16 protein-coding genes are annotated in these 24295 nt (G+C 65.2%); 10 read left to right on the top strand and 6 right to left on the bottom strand.

Features of this window, described 5'->3' with window-relative positions; translation table 11 throughout:
* Positions 1-61 precede the first annotated feature (61 nt).
* Entirely contained in the window at positions 62-547 is a 486-nt protein-coding gene (locus tag ACUCV0_RS17275) for a DUF192 domain-containing protein (protein ID WP_323148505.1), read from the top strand.
* Between the two features lie 358 nt (positions 548-905).
* On the opposite strand, the gene ACUCV0_RS17270 is transcribed toward ACUCV0_RS17275, so the two are convergent.
* Positions 906-2261: a substrate-binding domain-containing protein gene (locus ACUCV0_RS17270; protein ID WP_482213244.1), complete on the bottom strand. Its 1356-nt coding sequence runs from the start codon at positions 2259-2261 to the stop codon at positions 906-908.
* Positions 2262-2330: 69 nt separating this feature from the next.
* Entirely contained in the window at positions 2331-3143 is an 813-nt protein-coding gene (gene xthA, locus ACUCV0_RS17265) for an exodeoxyribonuclease III (protein WP_482213243.1), read from the bottom strand.
* 178 nt (positions 3144-3321) lie between these two features.
* Here xthA and ACUCV0_RS17260 point away from each other — a divergent pair, with 178 nt between their 5' ends.
* The 7 genes from ACUCV0_RS17260 (at position 3322) to ACUCV0_RS17230 (ending at position 18393) form a co-directional block, all read left to right on the top strand.
* Complete coding sequence (locus ACUCV0_RS17260) at positions 3322-4998, top strand: autotransporter assembly complex protein TamA (RefSeq protein WP_482213280.1); 1677 nt, start codon at positions 3322-3324, stop codon at positions 4996-4998.
* A complete protein-coding gene (locus ACUCV0_RS17255) occupies positions 4995-8687 on the top strand; it encodes a translocation/assembly module TamB domain-containing protein (RefSeq protein WP_482213242.1) in 3693 nt (1230 codons plus the stop codon). Before ACUCV0_RS17260 ends, ACUCV0_RS17255 begins: the two co-directional genes overlap by 4 nt.
* Before the next feature lie 79 nt (positions 8688-8766).
* Positions 8767-9267 carry a thiol peroxidase gene (tpx, locus tag ACUCV0_RS17250; RefSeq protein ID WP_271654920.1) on the top strand — a complete coding sequence of 167 codons (501 nt, stop codon included), beginning with the start codon at positions 8767-8769 and terminating at the stop codon, positions 9265-9267.
* Positions 9268-9426: 159 nt separating this feature from the next.
* A complete protein-coding gene (locus ACUCV0_RS17245; RefSeq protein ID WP_059314938.1) occupies positions 9427-10662 on the top strand; it encodes an MdtA/MuxA family multidrug efflux RND transporter periplasmic adaptor subunit in 1236 nt (411 codons plus the stop codon).
* A 9-nt stretch (positions 10663-10671) separates the two neighbouring features.
* Complete coding sequence (locus tag ACUCV0_RS17240) at positions 10672-13803, top strand: multidrug efflux RND transporter permease subunit (RefSeq protein WP_482213241.1); 3132 nt, start codon at positions 10672-10674, stop codon at positions 13801-13803.
* A 1-nt stretch (position 13804) separates the two neighbouring features.
* Complete coding sequence (locus tag ACUCV0_RS17235) at positions 13805-16915, top strand: efflux RND transporter permease subunit (protein ID WP_271654918.1); 3111 nt, start codon at positions 13805-13807, stop codon at positions 16913-16915.
* Positions 16912-18393, top strand: coding sequence for an efflux transporter outer membrane subunit (locus ACUCV0_RS17230; RefSeq protein ID WP_323148498.1), 1482 nt, complete (start codon positions 16912-16914; stop codon positions 18391-18393). The genes ACUCV0_RS17235 and ACUCV0_RS17230 overlap by 4 nt, the downstream gene beginning before the upstream one ends.
* A 51-nt stretch (positions 18394-18444) precedes the next feature.
* On the opposite strand, the gene ACUCV0_RS17225 is transcribed toward ACUCV0_RS17230, so the two are convergent.
* Positions 18445-18756 carry an SCP2 sterol-binding domain-containing protein gene (locus ACUCV0_RS17225; protein WP_140216302.1) on the bottom strand — a complete coding sequence of 104 codons (312 nt, stop codon included), beginning with the start codon at positions 18754-18756 and terminating at the stop codon, positions 18445-18447.
* A gap of 259 nt (positions 18757-19015) precedes the next feature.
* On the opposite strand from ACUCV0_RS17225, the gene sohB reads away from it, so the two are divergent.
* Positions 19016-20041, top strand: a complete 1026-nt coding sequence (gene sohB, locus ACUCV0_RS17220; RefSeq protein ID WP_271654916.1) for a protease SohB — start codon at positions 19016-19018, stop codon at positions 20039-20041.
* Positions 20042-20082: 41 nt separating this feature from the next.
* Positions 20083-21075, top strand: a complete 993-nt coding sequence (locus ACUCV0_RS17215) for a YhdH/YhfP family quinone oxidoreductase (RefSeq protein ID WP_059314934.1) — start codon at positions 20083-20085, stop codon at positions 21073-21075.
* Between the two features lie 57 nt (positions 21076-21132).
* Here the strand turns inward: ACUCV0_RS17215 and ACUCV0_RS17210 are convergent, their stop codons facing one another.
* The 3 genes from ACUCV0_RS17210 to efeO all read right to left on the bottom strand — a co-directional run bounded on the left by ACUCV0_RS17210 (position 21133) and on the right by efeO (position 24293).
* Positions 21133-21633 carry a DUF934 domain-containing protein gene (locus ACUCV0_RS17210; protein WP_059314933.1) on the bottom strand — a complete coding sequence of 167 codons (501 nt, stop codon included), beginning with the start codon at positions 21631-21633 and terminating at the stop codon, positions 21133-21135.
* Positions 21617-23275: a nitrite/sulfite reductase gene (locus ACUCV0_RS17205; protein WP_482213240.1), complete on the bottom strand. Its 1659-nt coding sequence runs from the start codon at positions 23273-23275 to the stop codon at positions 21617-21619. Before ACUCV0_RS17205 ends, ACUCV0_RS17210 begins: the two co-directional genes overlap by 17 nt.
* Positions 23276-23477: 202 nt before the next feature.
* Complete coding sequence (efeO, locus tag ACUCV0_RS17200; RefSeq protein WP_482213239.1) at positions 23478-24293, bottom strand: iron uptake system protein EfeO; 816 nt, start codon at positions 24291-24293, stop codon at positions 23478-23480.
* Positions 24294-24295: the final 2 nt, after the last annotated feature.

Genomic DNA, 24295 nt, shown 5'->3' with positions numbered 1-24295 from the left:
ACTCGAGAGGTTGTCTGACAATGTGGGATAGATTGCTTTCGCCTGGCAAAGGTCACACGTCATGAGGTTTTTTGTCCATGATCCCCAGGCACTCGGGCAGCGCCGGTCGCCGGGCATGGCCAGACTGGCTGTCCTATTGGCGGCACTGAGTGCTTTTTCGGTTGCGGCAGCCGAGCCCCTTGTTCTACGGATCGGTGACCATCGGCTCCGCGTCGAGGTGGCGAGTACGCCTGAGCAACGGGCGCGTGGGCTCATGGGGCGTTCGCCCCTGGGAGCGGACGAAGGCATGCTGTTCGTCTTCCCTGGTGACGACGCGCGCTGCCTATGGATGCGCGATACGCCCAGTGCGCTGGCCGCCGCCTTCATCTCTGCGCAAGGCGACATTCTGAACGTCGTCGAGATGCGCCCATTGAGCGACACCCATCACTGCTCGCGTGCACCTGCGCGTTACGCCTTGGAAACGGCCACGGGTTGGTTCTCGACGCGGGGCATTCATCCGGGGGAGCGCATCCAGGGGCTCGGTGCCGTCGCGCCTGTGCCCAGATGATTACGACGCGCAAGAAGCATTGGTTGGGCTGCCTGGTCTGGGTGACACAAGCCATGCCTGGGCTCAGGTCGATTGCGCATTGAAGATATCAAGATGGGAATTGAGGCTATCCCAGCTAGAACGAAATGCGATTTACTGCCTGATAAATATGATTTTTATCAATAGGTTAAGTAGGCTTAGTGAAGTCCTCTATTAACTAATCTTGAGAAACCACTTTAAGTCTCCCCGCGTGGTGCACACGAGCTAGGGATGTCGGGACGGCCGTCAGGAAACGTCTTTTCACTAGCCTGCAACGGCCAATCGCGTAGCGCCTTACGCTGCCGTTACGCGTTCGCCTCAAAGCCAGGATGCGCGATCTCTAATGAATCCAGGCCTCGACGCGGCGATTCTTCACGCGGCCATTGGGAGATAGCCCCGCCACTGGCAACTGGTCGCCAAGCCAGAGCAATTCGTTGGCGAAGGCTTTCTGGTGACGCAAGGCCGTGGCGACTGCGGTGGCCCGCAGGCGGGCCAGGAGGGCGGCGCGCGCGGGGTCTTCGGTGGTGTCGTTGAAGCCGACCAGGATGAGCTGGCGTTGCGCATTCTCCGGGCGGCGCATGAAGGCGGCCAGCCGCTCCACGTCGCGTAGCGCCTTGTTGTCGAGATGCGCACTGCCGGCGGTGAAGCGAAAGTTGACCGTGAGGCGCTGGGCGCGTCGGGCCAGTTCGCCATAGGGGGCCGGCATACCCTGGGTATCACTGATCTTGACTGGCTCGATGCGCTGGGCGACGAACCCGCTCTGCTGGACCACGGCCTGGCCCGCCGGCGTCTGGCTGAATTCGAGCAGGGCGCGGGCCCAATCCGAACGCCGCGCCGGCGGGCCGTAGAGGAACAGTCGCCGTGCCAGCGGATAGTCTTCGGTGGCGATGCTGGCTTCGCTGGGTACGATGGCACGACCCTGGCCATCGCGCAGGGCGAGCTTCGGCAGCTTGGCCGCCGCCGCCAGACTCGTGAAGCCAATGCCCGCCGGATCACTGGCGACCTGTTGCGCGAGCTCCTCGTTCGATTCATAGCGTTTGGCGGCGGCGTTGAGGTGCTTGCCCTGCGGGTTCAGAACCAGCTCGCGAAAGGTGTCGTAGGTGCCCGAGCGATCATCCCGGGCATAGAGCCGGATCGGACCAGGCTTGCCGCCCAGCTGTTGCCAGTCGGTAATCTCTCCGGCGAAGACCTGCGCCAGTTGCTGGAGGTTGAGCTCGTGCAAGGAGTTGCCCGGATGCACGATGATCGCCAGGCCGTCCAGGCCGATGACATATTCCGCGTCCTTGCTGCGCAAGTCTCCCAGGCCGGCCAGAGCGTTGACTTCAGCATCATTGATCGGTCGCGAGGCGGCGGCCAGGTCCGTGGTGCCGGCGGCCAGCGCGGTGAAACCAGTGCTGGAGCCATGGGCGGCGATGGGGACTGCCACCCAGGTGCCGTCCGGAGCGCGGGCGGTCAGCCGCCATTCGTCCATCACGTCGGTAGGTACCACTTGGGGATCGCGATAGCCGCGCTCGGCGAGTAGCGCCGCAACCAGACGGGGTCCCAGGCGTGCGTTGATGGTGTTGGAGCCCTGCAGACGCAGCAGGGTGGTTGCCGGCTGGCTGGCCAGGAGCGGCAAGGGCAGCAGCAGAAACAGCAGCATGAGTACTGCGCTCTCCAGGAACAGGCGGCGGAATACTGGCGCAGAGCGGTTCATGGTCGAGCCTCGAAGCTGAAACGAGGCCGCCACCTTAGGCACGCCGTGTGACGGCGGCGTGACAGGACTTCACGTCAATTCTAGCCAGACCGGCGCGTGGTCGGAGGGCTTCTCCATACCGCGGATTTCATAGTCCACGCCCGCCCCGGCGATACGCTCGCGCAAAGCCCGGGAGGCCAGGATGGTGTCGATGCGCAGGCCACGCTTGGGCTCGTCTTCGAAACCCCGGCTGCGATAGGGGAACCAGCTGAAGCGATCGTACACGTCCGGATGCAGATGACGGTAGCTGTCGATCAGGCCCCAGCCCAGCAGGCGCTGCATCCATTCGCGCTCTTCGGGCTGGAAGCTGCAGGCACCGGTTCTCAGCCAGCGCTTGGCATTGGCTACACCGATGCCGATATCGTGATCCTGGGCGGAGATATTGAAGTCACCCATGAGCAGCAAAGGCGTGTCAGGCGAGAAACGCTCTTCAAGTAGATTCTGAAGATCGGCGTAGAACTTCCTCTTACCAGGGAATTTTGTAGGGTGAGCGATATTCTCGCCTTGAGGAAAATAGCCATTCATGACAACCAGGGGCTGGCCCTGCCTGTCGGCGAAGACCCCGTAGATAAATCTTTTCTGAGACTCTTCGCCGTCGCCCGGAAAGCCCTTGTGCAGCTCCAACGGCGCCAGACGCGACAGCAGCGCCACACCGTAGTGACCCTTTTGGCCGTGGTAATGCACGTGATACCCGAGAGACTCCACGTCCGCCAGGGGAAACTGGTCATCCGATACCTTGGTTTCCTGCAGGCCGATCACGTCGGGATCGTAGCGTTCTATGATTGCAGAAAGCTGATGAGGTCTTGCGCGTAATCCATTGATATTGAAGCAAATAATCTTCATGTTACCTTCCTGAAAGATGATTGGTCCTAGCCTATCAGAAAGCGCCTTGCCGAAGCGGCCACCAGGCGAACCCTGGCCTTTCCGGTTTGTCTCACAGCGCAACGCCCGTTAGCATTCCTGTATGAATAAACCGAACGCTCTACGCCGTGCCCTGATTGGTGTTTGTTGTCTGCATGGCATGGCCTGGGCGGCGCCGGCCGAGGTCAGCGTTCGTGTTCAGCCGGCCAACAACCCGCTGCGAGACAACATCCAGGCCTATATCGGCTCTGTCGAGGGGCGCGATGCGGCAGGCTTGCAGCGTCTGCGTCCGGCGACGGAGCGGCAGGCCGAGCAGGCGGCGCAGGCGCTGGGTTACTACCACGCGCAGATCGAGACCCGGGTCGAGCCGGGGGAGACGCCGAGATTGGTGGTCGAGGTGCGTCCAGGCGAGCCGGTCAAGTTGCGCCATGTCGACATCCGTATCGAAGGTCCGGCGCGAGAGCTGCGCGCCTTCCAACGGCCGGTTCCAGCGGGTTTGAAGCCAGGTCAGGCGCTGAATCAGGGACTTTATGAAGACGCCAAGAGCCTGATCCAGAACAAGGCGCAGCGCTACGGCTTCTTTCGCGGCACCTTTACCCAGCATCAGTTGCGTATCGATCCTGCCACCGGGTTCGCCGACATCGCGCTGGTGTTCGACAGCGGCCCGCGTTTCGTCCTGGGCAAGGTTTCCTTCGAAGGCAATGCCCCCTTCGATCCCGATCTGCTGCAGCGCATGGTGCCCTTCGCCCCGGGTACGCCCTACGATTCCGAGCTGATCGCCGATTTCCAGAGCAACCTGCTGGCCAGTGGCTTCTTCGACGGTGCGCGGCTCGATACCTATCCCAAGTCCGAAGGCGCCGCCGAGGTGCCGGTGACCGTGACCCTGAGAACCCGCAAGCCGCGGACCTTCGGCTTTGGCCCCGGCTATTCCACGGACGTTGGCCCGCGACTCAGATTCACCTGGGAAAACCACTGGCTCAACCCTCAGGGGCATAGCCTGGGCGCCGAGGCCGAGCTGTCTGCGCCCCGGCAGAGCATCGCCACCTGGTACGACATCCCTGGCCAGGATCCGATCAACGACAAGTTCCGCTTCGCCGGCGGCTACCAGTACGAGCAGATCGCCGACGACGATTCCCTGAGCCAGCTGCTTACCGTGGGCCCCGAGTGGCACCGCAAGTTTCCCAACGGGTGGGAGCGGGTGCTGTCCCTCAAATGGCGTAACGAAAGCTATCGCCTGGGCAACGACGAGGGCACCTCCAACCTGGTGATGCCTGGGGTGGACTTCTCGCTCCTGCGCAGTGACAACCGGATCGACCCCAATCGCGGCTATCGGCTGCAGTTCGGCGTCTCGGCGGCGAAGGAGGGGTTGCTCTCGGACGCCAACATGATCCATGCCACCGCCCTGGCTCGTGGCCTGATCACGGTGGGGGATGGCCATCGCTTCCTGGGGCGGCTGCAACTGGGGGGCAACCTCACCAACGGCTACAACAAGGTCCCACCGTCGTTGCGGTTCTTTGCGGGGGGCGACCAGAGCGTCCGCGGCTATGACTACCAGACCCTGTCGCCGGAAAACGACGAAGGCGACTACGTGGGCGGCCGGTACCTCGTCGCGGGCGGCGTCGAGTATCAGTATCCCTTGCGCGACAAGTGGCGCCTGGCGACTTTCATCGACCAGGGCAGCGCCTTCAACGACCTCAACAATTACGAACTCAAGACCAGCGTCGGCATAGGCGTACGCTGGGTCTCGCCGGTAGGACCGATCCGTGTCGACCTGGCCCACGGCCTCGACGAACCCGGCGGCATCCGTCTGCACTTTTCCATAGGACCTGAGCTGTGAAGTCGGTAGGTGGTGTCATCCTTGGCGTACTGGCGACTCTGCTCGGTGCACTGATCCTGCTGCTGGCCCTGGTGCTGGGTAACGGCAGTATCGGCCGTCTGGTGCTGGATCACGTTCCTGGTTTGACCCTAGCCGATTTCCAGGGCCGCCTGGGCGGCCACTGGCAGGCGCGGCAGCTGGTGTGGGATGGCGGCGCCACGCGGGTGACGGTCGAGGCGCCCGAGTTCGCCTGGCGGCCCGGTTGCCTGTTCCGGTTGCAGCTGTGCATCGACACCCTGGTCGCCTCGCGGATCGTCATCGACCAGGCGCCCAGCACCGAGCCCGCGCCAGAGAAGGACGGTCCGGTTCGCTTGCCCAACCTGGACGTGCCGCTCGGTGTGCAATTGGGCGAGGTCCGCATCGGCGAAGTGCTCTACAACGGTGCCGAGCAGGCACGAGACGTGGAATTGCAGGCCCGCTGGCAGGCCGATGGCATCGCCATCGAGCGTCTGGCCGGCGCAGCCCACGGCGTCACCCTGGATACCCATGGTCGGTTGCAACCCAACGGCGACTGGCCGCTGCAACTGCAGGGCGCTTTGGGCCTGCCCGCGCCGGATAATGCTCCCTGGCCGCTGACGCTCAAGCTCGAAGGCGAACTGCAGAAGACCCTGCACCTGGAGGCCGATAGCAGTGGTTATCTACCCGGACGGCTGACCGGCACGGTCCAGCCGCTGGTGGAGAATGTCCCGGCCGATTTGCAACTGGTGGCTGATGGTTTCAAGGCGGCGGCCAGTCTGCCCGACACCCTGCGCCTGAATGACCTCACGTTGACCGCCCGGGGCGATCTTGCCGCCGGCTACGCCCTGGTGGGCCAGGCGAAATTGCCGGGCGAGGGTGGTCCGGTGGCCCTGAATCTGGATGGCCGCGTCGATGCCCAGGGCGCGCGGATCGCCGCCCTGCGCCTGCAGGCCACGCCCGAACAACGGGTGGTGCTGGCTGGGCAGGTCGACTGGCACGAGGGATTGGCCGCCGATGCCACGCTGGACTGGCGTGATTTCCCCTGGCGGCGGCTGTATCCCATGGCGGAGCCACCGGTGAGCCTGCAGCGCCTGCAAGGCGAAGTGGCCTATCGAGATGGTGCCTACCTGGGCAATCTTAAGGCCGCCGCCACGGGCCCGGCCGGCGCCTTTACCCTGGCCACCCCCTTCAGCGGCGACACCACCCAGCTCAATTTGCCGTCCCTGGATCTCCAGGCCGGCCAGGGGCGGGCACAGGGCAAGGTCAATCTGGGCTTCACCGACGGCGTCAGCTGGCAGGTGGCCCTGGACCTGAGCCGCCTCGATCCGGCCTTCTGGGTAGCCCAGCTGCCCGGCAGCCTGGGCGGTCCGCTGCGCAGCTCGGGCGCTTTCAAGGATGGTCGCCTGCAGCTGGATGCCGATCTGGACCTCAAGGGTCGACTGCGCAACCAGCCGGCCGTGCTGGCTGCCAAGGCCAAGGGCGCTGGCGAGCAGTGGCAGGTATCCGAGCTCGACATTCGCCTGGGTGACAACCGTATTCAGGGGCAGGGTGCCCTCGACCAGCGTCTGCAAGGTCAGCTCCAGCTGGACCTGCGCCGCCTGGCCCAGCTCTGGCCCGATCTTTCCGGTAGCGCCCAAGGCCGCCTGGACGTGGCCGGGAGCCTCAAGGCCCCTGCCGGTCAGTTGCGCCTCGACGGTCGCCAGCTGGCCTATGCCGACAGCCGCATCAGCAGCCTCGCGCTGGCCGCCAACCTGGATGATCGCCAACGCGGCACGCTGGACCTGACCGCCCAGGGGCTGCAGGCCGCCGGTCGCGATTTCGGTGTCTTGCGCCTGCAGGGACAGGGTGATCGCCGTCAGCAGCAGGCGGATCTTTCGCTCAAGGGGTCGCAACTGAACCTGATGCTCGCGGCAGGTGGCACCCTGGCCGGCAACGGGGACTGGAAGGGTCAGCTGTCTCGTGGGTCAGTCGCGGCCAGCGGCCAGAACTGGACTCTGCAGAGTCCGGCCCGCATTGAGCGCCTGAACAGTGGTCGTCTGGAGCTGGGTCGCCACTGCTGGCGCTCCGGCGCGGCCAGCCTCTGTGGCGACGATCAGCAGTTGCTGCCCGATACCCGTCTCGCCTGGCACCTGCGTGCCTTCCCGCTGGCCAGTCTGCAACCCCTGTTGCCACCGGAGCTGGCCTGGCAGGGCACCCTCGACGGCGACGTCGACCTGCGCCTGCCCAAGGGCGGGCCCGATGGCGAGATACGCCTGCAGGCCGGGCGCGGTAGCCTCAAGCTGCGCGACGCCGCCGGTCAGTGGCAGACCTTCAGCTATGACCGCCTCGATGTCACCAGCGCCCTGAAGCCGCAACAGGTGGATACCCAGGTGCAACTGGCCAGTGCCGACCTCGGGCAACTTAATGTCCAGGCCCGGTTGGATCCTCGCGATCCGCGTCAGGCGCTGGCCGGGCGCTTTCAGTTGCAGGGGCTGAACCTGGCCCTGGGCAAGGCCTTCGTCGAAGGCATAGAGCATCTCGAAGGCAAGGTCAGCGGCTCCGGCGAACTGGGCGGCACCCTGCTGCAGCCGCGGGTCAATGGCCAGATCCAGCTCACTGGCGGCGACATTGGCGGCGGTAGCGTGCCGACCCGTCTGCAAGATCTCGGTCTTACCGCACGCATCCAGGGCGATACCGCGATCCTCGACGGGGGCTGGCGCAGCGGCACCCAGGGGCGTGGACAGATCCAGGGCAGTGTCGGCTGGGCCGAAGGCCTGGATGTCGACGTGGCGGTTACCGGCGACAAGTTGCCGGTCAACGTCGAGCCCTATGCGCAGCTGGAAGTGGCGCCCAATCTCAAGATCCTGATGAAGGATGGCCGCCTGGCCCTGGCCGGTGAGGTCCGGGTGCCCCGCGGCCGTATCCGGGTGCAGCAGCTGCCTCCGTCCACGGTCAAGGTGTCGGACGATGTCGTCATCGTCGGCCAGGAGGCACCGGCCAAGCAGCAGGCCATGCAGATCGCCATGGACGTCGACGTTCTAGTCGGGTCCGACAAGCTCACCTTCGATGCCTTCGGCCTGTCCGCCGAAATCGTCGGCAAGGTGCATATCGGTGACAACCTCGACACCCGTGGCGAGCTGAATCTGCGCAACGGTCGCTACAACGCCTACGGTCAGCGGCTGACCATGAGGCGCGCCCGACTGTTCTTCCAGGGCCCCATCGCCCAGCCCTACATCGATGTGGAGGCGGTGCGCGTGGTGCAGGAGCAGAACGTCACCGCGGGGCTGCGCCTCTCGGGCTTCGCCCAGCAGCCACGTATCGAGGTGTTCTCCGAGCCGAGCATGAGCCAGGAGCAGGCGCTGGCCTACCTGGTCCTGGGGCGACCGCTGTCGAGCGGAAGCGAGGGAGACAACAACGTGCTCGGTCAGGCCGCCCTGGCACTGGGCCTGGCCGGCAGCTCGGGTACTGCGGGCGCCCTGGCGCAGCGCCTGGGCATCCAGAACTTCCAGCTGGATACCGCCGGGTCAGGAGACAAGACCAGCGTCGTCGCCTCGGGCAACCTTACCGATCGATTGTCGGTGCGCTATGGCGTAGGGGTGTTCGATTCGGCCAATACCGTGGCGCTACGCTACCAGCTCACCCGACGGCTCTATCTGGAGATTGCCAGCGGTCTGGCTAATTCCCTGGATTTCTTCTATCGCCGCGATTTTTAAAGCAGGGGCGTGTAACGCTTTGATCGTCCGCGGAAAACGTGTTTACTCCCTGTCCCGTCTCATGAGAAAGGAGCAGTTCATGGCAACCGTCAATTTGCGCGGCAATCCGGTCGAGGTGCAGGGTAACCTGCCGCAGCCCGGGCAGCAGGCGCCGGCCTTCAGCCTGGTCAATGGCGATCTGCAGGACATCACCCTGGCCAGCCTCGCCGGCAAGCGCAAGGTGCTCAACATCTTCCCCAGCGTCGACACCCCGACCTGCGCCACCTCGGTGCGCAAGTTCAACACCGAAGTCGACAAGCTGGATAACACCCTGGTGCTGTGCATTTCCGCCGATCTGCCGTTCGCCCAGAAGCGCTTCTGTGGCGCTGAAGGCCTGGAGAAGGTGATGAACCTCTCCACCCTGCGCGGTGCCGAATTCCTGCAGGACTATGGCGTCGCCCTGGCCAGCGGTCCGCTGCAAGGCCTGGCTGCCCGCGCCGTGGTCGTGCTGGACGAGCAGGACAAAGTGCTGCACAGCGAGCTGGTGCCCGAGATCGGCCAGGAGCCGGACTACGCGGCCGCACTCGCCGTTCTCGGCTGATTGCCGACAACCCACCGCCCAGAGCGGTGGGCGCTTCGAAACGGGCAGGCGCCTTTTGTGCCTGCCCGTTTTGCTTTAGGTAAAATCGCAGTAAAGGCGCTGGTTAGCCGTCTCGCTACTGCTTATCTTCCGCCTTCTCCAGCGTGTACGTATTCTCCGATGGCCGACTCTTCGCTCCGCTCCTCCTCCCGTCGCCGACTCGTCTGGCTGCTCGTCCTCATCGTGCTGGCGGCCGCTGGCGGCTGGTACTGGTATCACCAGCACGGGCAGAAGAGCGAGGCTGCCGCGGGCAAGGGCGCGCGCTCGCCCTTTGGCATGACCGGGCCGACGCCGGTGCGCGTGGTGGCGGTCGAGCAGCGCAGCTTTCCCATCGTGCGCCGGTCCATCGGCACGGTAACCGCGCTCAATACCGTGAACGTCCGCACTCGGGTCGCCGGTGAGCTGGTACGCGTTGCCTTCGAGGAAGGGCAGAAGGTCAAGGCCGGCGACCTGTTGGCCACCATAGATCCACGACCCTATCAGGTGGCCCTGCAGCAGGCCGAGGGCACCCTGCAGCAGAATCAGGCGCAGCTGCGCAACGCCGAGCTGGACCTCAAGCGCTATCAGGGCCTGTTCCGCGAAGACAGCATCGCCAAGCAGACGCTGGATACCCAGGAAGCCCTGGTCAACCAGTATCGCGGCACCCTCAAGAACAGCCAGGCCGCGGTGGCCGATGCCAAGCTGAATCTGGCCTTCACCCAGATCAAGGCGCCCATCGCCGGCCGCGTCGGCTTGCGTCAGCTCGACGGCGGGAACCTGCTGTCCGCCAACGACAGCACCGTGGTGGCCGTCATCACCCAGACCCAGCCGATTTCGGTGGTCTTCACCCTGCCGGAAAGCCAGCTCGGCGAGTTGCTCAAGCGAGCCCGTGCCGGCCAGACCCTGCCAGTGGAGGCGTGGGACCGCGGCGGTGCACGCAAGGTCGCGGACGGTACCCTGCAGAGCTTCGACAACCAGATCGATACTGCCACCGGTACGCTCAAGTTCCGGGCCCGTTTCGCCAATGGCGACGAGGCACTGTTCCCCAATCAGTTCGTGACCGTCCGGGTGCGCGAGCAGGTGCTGGACCAGGCGCTGGTGGTGCCTTCGGCAGCCATCCAGTTCGGCTCCAATGGCACCTTCGCCTATGTGGTGGGGCCCGACAACAAGATCCAGGTCCGTAGCCTCAAGCTGGGTCCGGATGACGGTAGCCTCACCGTGGTCACCGAAGGCCTGGCCGCCGGCGACCGCGTGGTGACCGAAGGCACCGACCGGTTGCGCGAGGGCAACGAGGTGGAAGTGGTCACCGGGGCTTCGGCGGCGCCCAGCGAACCGGCCAAGCCGGCGGTACGCAAGCCCGGCAAGACCCAGGGCTGATCGGCCGCGATGGATATCTCGCGCCCCTTCATCCTGCGCCCGGTCGCCACCACCCTGTTGATGGTGGCACTGCTCATCGCCGGTCTGCTGGCCTATCGCCTGCTGCCGGTCGCGGCCTTGCCGCAGGTGGACTATCCCACTATCCGGGTGCTCACCCTCTATCCCGGCGCCAGTCCCGATGTCATGACCAGTGCCGTCACCGCGCCGCTGGAGCGTCAGTTCGGGCAGATGCCAGGCCTGTCGCAGATGGCCTCGACCAGCTCCGGCGGCGCCTCGGTCATCACCCTCAGGTTCAACCTGGAACTGGACCTGTCGGTCGCCGAGCAGGAAGTCCAGGCCGCGATCAACGCGGCCAACAACCTGCTGCCCAACGATCTGCCGGCGCCACCGGTGTACAACAAGGTCAATCCGGCCGATACGCCCATCGTCACCCTGGCGATCAGCTCCAGGACGCTGCCGCTGCCCACGCTCTATGACCTGGTCGACACCCGCATGGCGCAGAAGCTCGCCCAGGTGACCGGGGTCGGCATGGTCAGCCTCGCCGGTGGCCAGCGCCCGGCGGTGCGCATCCAGGTCGATCCGGACAAGCTCGCGGCCCATAACCTGACCCTGGCCGATGTGCGCAGCCTAGTCACCAGCGAGAACACCAACCAGCCCAAGGGCAGCTTCGACGGCCCCACCCGGGTGGCTACCCTGGACGCCAACGACCAGTTGCGCGATCCCAAGGCCTATGGCGATCTGATCCTCAACTACGCCGACAACGGCGCCCTGCGTCTCGGGGATGTGGCCACCATCGCCCAGGGCGCGGAAAACGACCGCCTGGCCGCCTGGGCCAATCGCAGCGGTGCCATCCTGGTCAACGTCCAGCGTCAGCCTGGCGCCAATGTCATCCAGACCGTCGACCGCATCCAGGCGCTGCTGCCGAGCCTCAAGGAAAGCCTGCCGGCCGGCCTCGACATCGCCGTGCTCAGTGACCGTACCGAGACCATTCGCGCCGCTGTCACCGACGTCCAGCACGAGATGCTGCTGGCGGTAGGGCTGGTGGTGATGGTCACCTTCGTTTTCCTGCGCCGGTTCAGCGCCACCCTGATTCCCTCGGTCACGGTGCCGCTGTCGCTGATCGGCACCTTCGGCGCCATGTACCTGGCCGGCTTCTCGCTGAACAACCTGTCGCTGATGGCCCTGACCATCGCCACCGGCTTCGTCGTCGACGACGCCATCGTCATGCTGGAAAACATCTCCCGGCATCTGGAAGAGGGCGCCACGCCAATGGAGGCGGCGCTCAAGGGCGCCCGGCAGATCGGCTTTACCCTGGTGTCCCTGACCGTTTCGCTGATCGCCGTTCTCATCCCGCTGCTGTTCATGCAGGACGTGGTGGGCCGACTGTTCCGCGAATTTGCCATCACCCTGGCGGTGGCCATCCTTATCTCCCTGGTGATCTCCCTGACGCTCACGCCGATGATGTGCGCGCGGCTGCTCAAGCGCGAGGAAGCCGCCGAGCACCAGCTGGTCTGGCTGGAGCGGCTGATTGCCGGCTACGGCCGCGCGCTGCGCTGGTCGCTGGCGCACCGGGCACTGATGCTGCTGCTGGCCGTGGCGACCTTCGTACTGACAGCCGTGCTCTACCTGCTGGTGCCTAAGGGGTTCTTTCCGGCCCAGGATACCGGCTCGATCCAGGGCATCACCGAGGCGCCCCAGTCCATTTCCTTCCGCGGCATGAGCGAACGCCAGCAGGCCCTGGCCGCGGTGGTGCTCCAGGATCCGGCGGTGGCGAGCCTGTCTTCCTATATCGGCGTCGATGGTGACAACGTCACTCTCAACAGCGGTCGCATGCAGATCAACCTCAAGCCGCAGAGCGAGCGCGACGTCACCGCCCAGGAGGTGATCGACCGCCTGCGGCCCGAGGTCGCCAAGGTAGTGGGTATCACCCTCTACATGCAGCCGGTGCAGGACCTCAGCGTCGAGGACCGGGTCAGCCGCACCCAGTACCAGCTGAGCCTGGACTCGCCGGATGCCAACCTGCTCGACACCTGGGTGCCGCGCCTGACCGAGGCCCTGCGGGAGCGTCCGGAACTCACCGATGTCACCAGCGACTTGCAGAACAAGGGGCTGCAGCTGTACCTGACCATTGATCGCGACGCTGCGGCGCGTCTGGGTGTGCAGGTCTCGGCCATCACCGACGCCCTCTACGACGCCCTGGGTCAGCGGCAGATCTCGACCATCTACACCCAGGCCAACCAGTACCGGGTGGTGCTGGCCAGTGCCGCTGCCGACAGCCTCGGACTGGATGCCCTGAGCCAGGTCTGGGTAAAGGCGGGCAGTGGTACCTCTTCCAGCGGCAGCAGTGGTACCGGCACGGCCAGCACTACCGAAACCACCACGGACACCAGTCGCGCCCCGGTGCGGCTGTCCAGCCTGGTGAAGATGGAGCAGCGACCGACCCGCCTGGTGATCAATCACCTGAGCCAGTTCCCGGCGGTGACCCTGTCCTTCAACTTGGCGAACGGTGTTTCCCTGGGTGCCGCGGTGGCGGCCATCGACGCGGCCAAGCAGGAGATCGGCCTGCCGGTGGGCATCAACACCCACTATCAGGGCGCGGCAGCGGCCTTCCAGGCTTCGCTGTCCAGCACCCTGCTGCTGATCCTGGCGGCGGTGGTGGTCATGTACATCGTGCTGGGGGTGCTCTACGAGAGCTTCATCCACCCCCTGACCATCCTCTCGACGCTGCCGTCGGCGGCCATCGGCGCCTTGCTGGCACTGTTGCTGACCGGCAACGACCTCGGCCTGATCGCGGTGATTGGCATCATCCTGCTGATCGGTATCGTCAAGAAGAACGCCATCATGATGATCGACTTCGCCCTCGACGCCGAACGGCACCAGGGCCTGAAACCGGAGGAGGCCATCTATCAGGCCGCGCTGCTGAGATTCCGGCCGATTCTCATGACCACCCTGGCCGCGCTGTTCGGCGCGGTGCCGCTGATGCTGGCGACTGGCGCTGGCGCCGAACTGCGCCAGCCGCTCGGCCTGGTGATGGTGGGTGGCCTGCTGGTCAGCCAGGTACTGACGCTGTTCACCACCCCGGTGATCTACCTGGCTTTCGACCGCCTGGGCGAGCGCCTGGGTCGGCGCAGGGCGGCCTGACGTGAATCTTTCGGCGCCTTTCATCGCCCGGCCGGTGGCGACCCTGCTGCTGAGCCTGGCCTTGCTGCTGCTCGGTGCCATCGCCTTCCGGCTACTGCCGGTCGCGCCCCTGCCGCAAATGGATTTCCCGACCATCACGGTGTCGGCGACGCTGTCTGGTGCCAGTCCTCAGGTGATGGCTTCCAGCGTGGCGACGCCCCTGGAGCGCTCGCTGGGCACCATAGCCGGCATCAGCTCCATGACCAGCCGGAGCAGCCAGGGCTCGACCCAGATCATCATCCAGTTCGATCTGGACAAGAACGTCAACACCGCTGCCCGCGAGGTGCAGGCGGCCATCAATGCCTCGCGCAACCTGCTGCCCAGCGGCATGCGCCAGATGCCGCGCTATCGCAAGGTCAATCCGTCCCAGGCACCCATCATGGTGTTCTCCCTGACCTCCAAGACCCTGAGCAAGGGCGAGCTCTATGACCTTGCTTCGACGGTCCTGGCCCAGAGCCTGTCCCAGGTCAACGGGGTCGGCGAGGTACAGATCGGCGGTAGCTCCCTGCCGGCGGTACGCATCGAGCTGGAGCCGCGACAGCTGGAGCACTATGGGCTGGCGCTGGACGACGTCCGTACCGCGATCAACAGCGCCAACCAGCGTCGGCCCAAGGGGGCGGTGGCCAATGACGAGCACAACTGGCAGATCCAGGCCAACGATCAGCTGTTCAAGGCTGCCGACTATGCGCCGCTGATCATCCGCTACCAGGATGGCGCGGCGCTGCGCCTGCGCGATGTCGCCAAGGTCAGCGACGCTGTGGAGGACCGCTACAACGCCGGCTTCTACAACGACCAGAGCGCGGTATTGCTGGTGGTCAACCGGCAGGCCAACGCCAACATCATCGAGACCATCGCTGCGCTCAAGGCGCGCCTGCCGGCGCTGGAGGCCATCGTCCCGGCCAGTGCCCGGATGGAAGTGGCCATGGACAGGTCGGGGGTGATCAAGGCCACCCTGCACGAAGCCGAGCTGACCCTGGTCATCGCCGTCTTCCTGGTGATCGGCGTGGTCTGGCTGTTTCTCGGTCGCCTGCGCAGCGCGGTGATCCCGGCCCTGGCGGTGCCCATCTCGCTGGTAGGCACCTTCGCCGTCATGTACGTCCTCGGCTTCTCGCTCAACACCCTGTCGCTGATGGCGCTGATCCTGGCGGCGGGGCTGGTGGTGGACGATGCCATCGTGGTGCTGGAAAACATCGCCCGGCACATCGACAACGGCATGGCGCCGCTTAAGGCCGCCTACCAGGGCACCCGCGAGGTGGGCTTCACCCTGTTGTCGATGAACGTTTCCCTGGTGGCCGTCTTCGTCGCCATTCTCTTCATCGGCGGCATCGTCGAGAAGCTGTTCCGTGAATTCTCCCTGACCCTGGCCGCCGCCATCCTGGTCTCCCTGGTGGTGTCCCTGACGCTGACGCCCATGCTGTGCGCCCGTTGGCTCAGGCCCCATGATCCCGCGAACGAGAGCCGGCTGCAGCGCTTCAGCGAGCGTGCCCATCGGCGCCTGGTGGCCGGCTACGACCGGACCCTCGGCTGGGCATTGCGCCATCGCCGGCTGACCCTGCTGAGCCTGATCGCCACCATAGCGCTCAACGTGGTGCTCTATGTGGTGGTGCCCAAGACCTTCATGCCGCAGCAGGACACCGGGCAACTGATCGGTTTCATCCGTGGCGACAACGCCCTGTCGTTCCAGGTCATGCAGCCCAAGATCGAGATCCTGCGCAAGTCGCTGCTGGCTGATCCGGCGGTGGACAGCGCCTCCGGCTTCGTCGGCAGCTCCGGTTCCGGCAGCGGGGTGAACAACGCGGTGATGCTGATCCGCCTCAAGCCCATCGCCGAGCGCAAGCTAGATGCGCAAAAGGTCATCGAGCGCATCCGCGCCAATGCGCCCAAGGTGCCGGGCGCCCAACTCTTCCTCATGGCCGACCAGGACCTCAGGTTTGGCGGTCGCCAGCAGAGCACCTCGTCCTACGAGTACAACCTGCTCTCCGGCGATGTCCAGCTGCTGCAGGTCTGGCAACCCAAGGTGCTGGCCGCGCTCAAGGCACTGCCGGAGCTGACCGCGGTGGATGGACGCGAGGGCAGTACCCAGCAGATCACCCTGCAGATCGACCGGGAGAAGGCCAAGCGGCTGGGCGTGGACATGGAGACCGTCGCCGCGGTGCTCAACAACTCCTTTGCCCAGCGGCAGATCTCGACCATCTACGAGCCGCTCAACCAGTACAAGGTGGTGATGGAGATCAACCCGCGCTATGCCCAGGACCCGACCGTCCTGGACCAGATCCGCGTCATCACCAGTCGCGGCGCCCAGGTGCCGCTGTCGGCTTTCGCCCATTACACCAACAGCCTAGCCGAGGACCGCGTCACCCACGACGGCCAGTTCGCCTCGGAAAGCATCAACTTCGATCTGGCGCCGAACGTCAGCCTGGAGCAAGCGACCCGCGCGGTGCAGCGCGCGGTGGCCGCCATCGGATTGCCAACCGATGTCCAGGGTCGCCTGGGCGGATCCGCCAACATCTTCGCCAGTACCGTCTCCGGGCAGCCGCTGATGATCCTCGGCGCCCTGGTGCTGGTCTACATCGTGCTCGGTGTGCTCTACGAGAGCTACGTGCATCCGCTGACCATTCTTTCGACGCTGCCGTCGGCAGGGGTAGGGGCCTTGCTGGCTATCCAGGTCACGGGTGGCCAGTTCAGCCTGATTTCCATGCTTGGCCTGTTCCTGTTGATCGGGGTGGTGAAGAAGAACGCCATCATGATGGTGGACCTGGCGCTACAGTTGGAGCGCCAGCAGGGGCTGACGCCCGAGGAGGGCATCCGCCAGGCCTGCCTGCTGCGTCTGAGGCCGATCCTGATGACCACCATGGCCGCCATCCTGGGCGCCGTGCCGCTGCTGATCGGCAATACCGAAGGCGCCGAGATGCGCCAGCCACTGGGCCTGGTGATCGTCGGGGGCCTGGTCTTGAGCCAGATCCTCACGCTCTACACCACTCCGGTGGTCTATCTCTATTTCGAACGCCTGCGCCGCCGCGTCAATCGCTGGCGCGGCATCCGTACCGACGCTGCCCTGGATACGCCGCTATGACCCCACTCCTGCGCCTGCCGACGCTGACCCTGGCACTGTTGCTGGCCGGCTGTACCCTGGGCCCGGACTACCAGCGACCAACCACCACGGTGCCGGTCGCGTATCGGCATGCCGAGGGCTGGCAGGCTGCCGCGCCCAAGGACCTGGACATCCGCGGGGATTGGTGGCGCCGCTATGATGATCCGACCCTGGATCGCCTGATGGTCCAGCTCAACCAGCGCAACCAGAGTCTGGCCCAGGCCGAAGCCACCTATCGGCAATCCCTCGCGCTGGTGCGCCAGGCACGGGCCTCGCTGTTTCCCACCCTGTCCAGCAGCCTGGGCGCGACCCGCTCCGGTCGCGGCGGCGGTTCGGGCAGCAACACCGTCATCCGCAACTCCAGTGGCACCAGCAGCACCTTCAGCAGTGGAGGCGTCAGTACCATCAACAACTCCTACGACGCCAGCCTCGGCGTGAGCTGGGAAGTCGATCTCTGGGGGCGCGTGCGCCGCCAGGTGGAATCGGATCGGGCCACTGCCCAGGCCAGCGCCGCGGAGCTGGCGGCTACCCGCCTGAGTCTGCAGACGCAATTGGCCACCAACTACCTCCAGCTGCGGGTGCTGGACGCCCAGCAGCGGCTGCTCGACGCCACCGTGGCGGCCTACGAGCGTTCCCTGCGGCTGACCCAGAACCAGTATCGCGCCGGCATCGTCACCCCGGCCGACGTCGCCCAGGCCACTACCCAGCTCAAGAGCACCCAGGCCGACGCCATCGACCTCCGGTACCAGCGCGCCCAACTGGAAAATGCCATCGCGGTGCTGGTGGGTGAGGTACCCGCCAACTTCCAGCTGGCTGCGGTGAAGGCCATTCCCCAACTGCCACCGCTGCCGAGCGCCGTGCCCTCGGCGCTGCTGGAACGGCGGCCGGACATCGCCCAGGCCGAGCGCCAGGTCATGGCCGCCAATGCCGCCATCGGCGTGGCGGAAGCCGCCTACTATCCCGACCTGACCCTGAGCGCCAGCGGCGGCTACAGTGCCAGCCAATGGGGCAGCCTGGTGAGCACACCGAATCGCTTCTGGTCGATCGGGCCGTCCTTTGCCCTGGCGCTGTTCGATGGGGGGCTGCGCCGGGCCCAGGTGGAGTCCGCCGAGGCCAGTTACGATGCCCGCGTGGCCGGCTATCGCCAGACCGTGCTCGACGGTTTCCGCGAGGTGGAAGACTACCTGGTGCAGCTGCGGACCTATGACGACGAGGCCGGCGTGCGCCAGGAGGCCCTGGACGCCGCGCGCCGCGCCCTGCAGCTGGCGGAGAACCAGTACCAGGCCGGGCTGATCGACTACCTCAATGTGGTCACCCTGCAGACCACCGCGCTTAGCAACGAACGCACCAACCTGACCCTGCTGGGCAGTCGCCTCAGCACCAGCGTCCAGCTGATCGCGGCGCTCGGTGGCGGCTGGGACGGCAACCTCACGCCGCCCGAGCCGCCGCGGCGGCCCTGATCCCAGGCACGAAAAAGCCGGGCGATTGCCCGGCTTTTTCTCGACTGACGCTTAGTTGGGGAAAAGTTCGCCCAGCTTCATGCTCAGCATCATGTTGCCTTCGACGCGCAGCTTGCCCGACATGAAGGCCTGCATGCCGTCGGTCTCGCCGCTGACGATGCCGGCCAGGGTGGCCTGGTCCATGATCAGGGTGCAGTCCGGGTCGGTCGCATCGCCCTGCTGGACGTCGCAAGTACCGTCCTTGATGACCACGTAGTAGTTGTCGCCGCCCTCGACGTCGAACTGATAGGTGAGATCCAGGCCGGCCGCGGCGGAGGGATCGAACTTGCTCTTCAGGGTGGCGATGGCATCGGCTGCGCTCATGGCGAGGGTCCTTGTGGTCTTTATCGGTAAGGCCAGGTCATGGCGATCTGGCAGGGGCACGCGACCGAGGGTAGGGGGCGGCAGGAGCCCTGTCAACGGATATTCATACGCTTGTTTGAAAGCCCGGAGGCCGAGCACGTCCTGATCCGGGCGGTCGAGGGTGCGGCCTGGAGAACAGGTTGAAGGTAGCCGAGTTTCTATCGGTCCGACGACTCGGTATGCTGGGCAGGGCACTGCTGCCGCCATCCTAGGAGAGTCCGTGGAGTTTCTTGCCGACTATGCCAGTTTCCTGGCCAAAACCGTCACCGTGGTGGTCGCCATCATCGCCGTGCTGCTGTTCACCGCCGCCGTCCGTGGCCGCAATCGGCGCAGCTCTGCCGGCCAGCTTCAGGTCCAGAAGCTCAACGACTTCTATCGCGATCTACGCCTGAGATTGCAGCAGAGCGTGCTGGGCAAGGAAGCCTTCAAGGCGCTGCGCAAACGTGAGACCAAGGCCGAAAAGACCAAGCGCAAGAGCGAGTCCGGCAAGTCGCGGGTCTATGTGCTCGATTTCCATGGCGACATCAAGGCCACGGCCAACGAACACCTGCGCAACGAGATCACCGCGGTGTTGACCCTCGCCACACCCAAGGATGAGGTGGTGGTACGCCTGGAAAGCGGCGGTGGCCTGGTCCACAGCTATGGCCTGGCTGCCTCGCAGCTGGCGCGCATCCGCCAGGCGGGAATCCCGCTGACCATCTGCGTCGACAAGGTGGCGGCCAGCGGCGGCTACATGATGGCCTGCATCGGCGACCGTATCCTCAGCGCGCCTTTCGCCATCCTCGGCTCCATTGGCGTGGTCGCCCAGCTGCCCAACGTCCATCGCCTGCTGAAGAAGCATGATGTGGACTTCGAGGTATTCACCGCCGGCGAATACAAGCGCACCGTCACCGTGTTCGGCGAGAACGACGAGAAGGGCAAGGAAAAATTCCAGCACGACCTGGACACCACCCATGTCCTGTTCAAGAACTTCGTCGCCCACTATCGGCCGCAACTCAATATCGACGAGGTCGCTACCGGCGAGGTCTGGCTGGGCCAGGCCGCACTCGGCAAGCAACTGGTGGACGAGTTGCGCACCAGCGACGAATACCTGGCCGAGCGGGCCCAGGTGGTCGAGGTCTTCTCCCTGCGTTTCGTCGAGAAGAAGTCGCTGCCCGAACGCCTGGGCATGGCCGCAAGCCTCGGCGTCGATCGCCTGGTGACCACCTGGTGGGAGCGCCTGGCCGAGTCGACCCGCTGGCGCTGAGGTCGATAACTCCATAACAAGATTTCGAGGGAGGATCTGCGATGAGCAATTTTCAGGCGCTCTGGGTGACCGAAGGGGCCCATGGCGCTTTCCGGCAAGAGGTGGTGACGCGCACCCTGGACGACCTGCCCGAGGGCGAGGTGCTGATCCGGGTGCGCTACTCATCCCTCAACTACAAGGATGCGCTGTCGGCCATCGGCAACCGCGGCGTGACCCGGCGTTATCCCCATACCCCCGGCATCGACGCCGCCGGCGTGGTGGAAGCCTCCAGCGCCGCCGAATTCGCCGTGGGCGATGAGGTCATCGTCACCGGCTATGACTTGGGCATGAATACCGCGGGTGGTTTCGGCCAGTACGTCCGCGTTCCGGCGGCCTGGGTGATTCGCCGTCCGCACAACCTCGGCCTGCGGGAAGCCATGGTGCTGGGCACTGCCGGTCTCACTGCGGCCCTGTGCGTCGAGAAGCTCGAACAGATGGGCCTGACTCCCGAGGCGGGCACCGTACTGGTGACCGGTGCCAGCGGTGGCGTCGGCAGCCTGGCGGTCAAGCTGTTGGCCCGGCTCGGCTACCACGTCGCCGCATCGACCGCCAAGCTGGAGCGGGCGGAGTGGCTGCATCGGCTGGGCGCCCGCCAGATCCTCGATCGCGCGACCCTGGCCGACGGCGTCGGCAAGCCGCTGCTGGATCAGCAGTGGGCCGGGGCGGTGGATACCGTGGGTGGTGACATCCTCTTCAACGTCATCAAGTCGCTGGAGTACGGCGGCAGCGTGGCCTGCTGTGGCATGACCGCTGGCACCACATTCGAAGCGGGGGTCTTTCCCTTCATCCTGCGCGGAGTGAATCTGCTGGGCGTCGATTCCGTCGAGTTGCCACTGATGGCCAAGGCCGCGCTCTGGGACAAGCTTTCGGTGCAATGGAAGCTGGACGACCTGGACAGCCTGACCCGGGAGATCGGCCTCGAAGAACTGCCCGATACCATCAGCCAGATCCTGGCGGGAAAGATGGTGGGTCGCGTGGTCGTCGATCTCGGTTGAGCGATTCCAGGCAAAAGAAAACCCGCCGCGGCGGGTTTTGTTTTGCGTCCGAGGCGGTCAGGCCTGACGACGGCGGAACAGCGGTTCTGGCTGATCCACTGCGCTCTGGTAGGTCACGCTGAAGTCGCGCAGACCGGCCAGGGCCGCTTCCGGATCACGATCGGCACGGATCACGTAGGCGTCGAAGCCACAGCGCTTGAGAAAGAACAGCTGGTCCTGCAGGACATCACCAATAGCGCGCAGCTCGCCGGTCCAGCCGAAGCGTTCGCGCAGCAGGCGGGCATAGGAATAGCCGCGCCCATCGACGAACGCCGGGAAGTTGATGGCGATCAGGGCGAAGTGCTCCAGATCGCCAGCGATGCTCTCCGGCTCTTCGTCGCTGTCCAGCCAGATACCCAGGCGGCCGTCGCGGCAGGTGAGGGCATGGCCGTGTTCCAGCCACAGCGCGGCCGGAATGATCACGTCGTCGCTGTTAGGGACGTCTTCGAAGGCGACGTCCTTGGGCAACAGGTGCCAGTTGTCGGTGACCAGCTGGTCGCCCTTAATGATTCTTTGCATAGACGCGCTCCTTGAAGGGGTCGATACCGATACGACGGTAGGTGTCGATGAAGCGCTCGTCTTCGGTGCGTTGCTCGACGTAGACGTTGATGAGCTTGCCGATCACCTCGGGCATCTGGTCCTGGGCGAAGGAGGGGCCGAGGATCTTGGCCAGGGTGGCGTCACGGCCGGCGTCGCCGCCCAGGGATACCTGGTAGAACTCCTCGCCCTTCTTGTCCACGCCGAGGATGCCGATGTGGCCGACGTGGTGGTGGCCGCAGGCGTTCATGCAGCCGGAGATGTTGAGGTCCAGCTCGCCGATGTCGAACAGATAGTCCAGGTCGTCGAAACGGCGCTGGATAGCTTCGGCGATGGGAATCGACTTGGCGTTGGCCAGGGAGCAGAAATCGCCACCGGGGCAGCAGATGATGTCGGTCAAGAGGCCGATATTGGGCGTGGCGAAGCCATGCTCGCGCAACTCGTGCCAGAGCTCCAGCAGCTGGTCCTGACGGACGTCGGCGAAGATGACGTTCTGCTGGTGGGAGGTACGCAGCTCGCCGAAGCTGTAGCGATCGGCAAGGTCGGCCATGGCATCCAGCTGGCGGTCGGTGACGTCACCCGGGGCTACGCCGGTGGGCTTGAGCGACAGGGTCACGGCGACATAGCCCGGACGCTTGTGGCGGAAGGTGTTGCGCTGCCGCCAGCGGGCGAAGCCGGGGTGCTCGGCGCCCAGGCGGGCGAGGGCCTCGTCCTGGTCCTGCAGGTCGGCATAGGCCGGGTCGACGAAGAAGGCCGAGACCCGTGCGACCTCGGCGTCGGTCAGGGTGATGGGGCCGTCCTTGAGGTGGGCCCATTCGGCCTCGACCTTCTCGGCGAAGACCTCGGCGCCCAGTGCCTTGACCAGGATCTTGATGCGCGCCTTGAACTTGTTGTCCCGGCGACCGTAGCGGTTGTAGACCCGCAGGGTGGCTTCCAGGTAGCTGAGCAAGTGCTGCCAGGGCAGGAATTCGCGAATGAACGCACCGGTATGGGGGGTACGGCCCTGACCGCCACCGACCAGGACGCGGAAGCCCAGCTCGCCGGCGTCGTTGCGCACCGCTTCCAGGCCGATGTCGTGCACCTCGATGGCGGCGCGGTCAAGGGCAGCGCCATTGACGGCGATCTTGAACTTGCGCGGCAGGAAGGCGAATTCGGGGTGGAAGGTCGACCACTGGCGGATGATCTCGCACCAGGGGCGCGGATCGACCAGCTCGTCATGGGCGACACCAGCGAATTGGTCGGTGGTGGTGTTGCGGATGCAGTTGCCGCTGGTCTGGATGGCATGCATCTGCACGGTGGCCAGCTCGGCAAGGATCTCGGGGACGTCTTCCAGCTCCGGCCAGTTGAACTGGAAGTTCTGGCGGGTACTGATGTGGGCGTAGCCCTTGTCGTAGTCGCGAGCGATCTGCGCCAGCTTGCGCACCTGTTTGGTGTTCAGCAGGCCATAGGGTACGGCGACGCGCAGCATGGGCGCATAGCGCTGGATATAGAGACCGTTCTGCAGGCGCAAGGGGCGGTATTCTTCACCGCCGAGCTCTCCGGCCAGGAAGCGGCGGGTCTGGTCGCGAAACTGGGCGACACGTTCTTCGACGATCCGCTGATCGTACTGATCGTAAACGTACATGGTCATCCTGCTGTCAGGCGGCGCGCACGGCTGCGCGTGATCGAAGTCTTGGGCACCCGAAGGGTGCTCCGGCGACTTTTCTAGGTCGTGCACGATAGCAACAGGTCTATATGCTTAAAAGCGATGTTTCTTTATATATAAATCTATTCCGGCGATAAGCGAAGATGAGGCGGGCGGCGCCGGATGCCGCCCACCTGGGGCCTTAATTTAGGCCCAGCTTGCCGCGTAGGGTCGAGAGGTCTTCGGCCAGGGTATTGACCGGGCCGACCAGGGCCTTGCGATCACGCTCGCTGACCTTGTCGTAGGTCTCGAAGCCGCCATCCTTGGTCTTGTACTTGGCCAGGATCTTGTCGACGGTGGCGAAGTTCTTGTCGACCTTGGCCACGAAGGCCTTGTCCTGCTTCTCTATCTGCGGGCGGAACAGGTCGACGATCTTCTTGGCGCCGTCGACATTGGCCTGGAAATCGTACAGATCGGTATGGCTGTAGCGTTCTTCCTCGCCCGACACCTTGGTCGCCGCCACTTCCTCCATCAGCGCCGCGGCGCCACCCACGACCTTTTCCGGCGGGAAGGTCAGGCCGTCGACGCGGCTCTGCAGGTCCTTGACGTCCTCCAGCAGCTTGTCGGCGATGGGCCCCTGGCCCTCGGTGGTGTTCTGGGTAAAGAGGGCGTGTTCCAGGCGGTGGAAGCCGGTGAAGTCCTCGGATTTGACGCCTTGTTCATGGTCGTCTTCACGGGAGTCGATGGCGGCGTCCAGATCGCTGAAGAGTTCGGCGATGGGCTCGACCTGCTCGTAGGAGACCCGCGTCGGCGCGTAGAGCTTGCGCGCGGTAGCCAGGTCGCCGCGTTTGACCGCTGCGGTGAAGGCCTGGGTCTGCTCGGTGAGCTTGGCCAGGTTGTCGGTGACATAGATCTTGTAGTCGGATATGGGGCCGACCAGATCCAGCGGCGAGTTGGCGGCGAAGGCCGGCGTGGCCAGGGCCATACCGAGGGCAACGGCGAGGAACGAGCGTTTCATTC

It is taken from the genome of Pseudomonas sp. VMV1, assembly GCF_056790235.1.
Note: the sequence above shows the minus strand (reverse complement) of the source record. Positions and strands in the feature narration are given on the sequence as shown.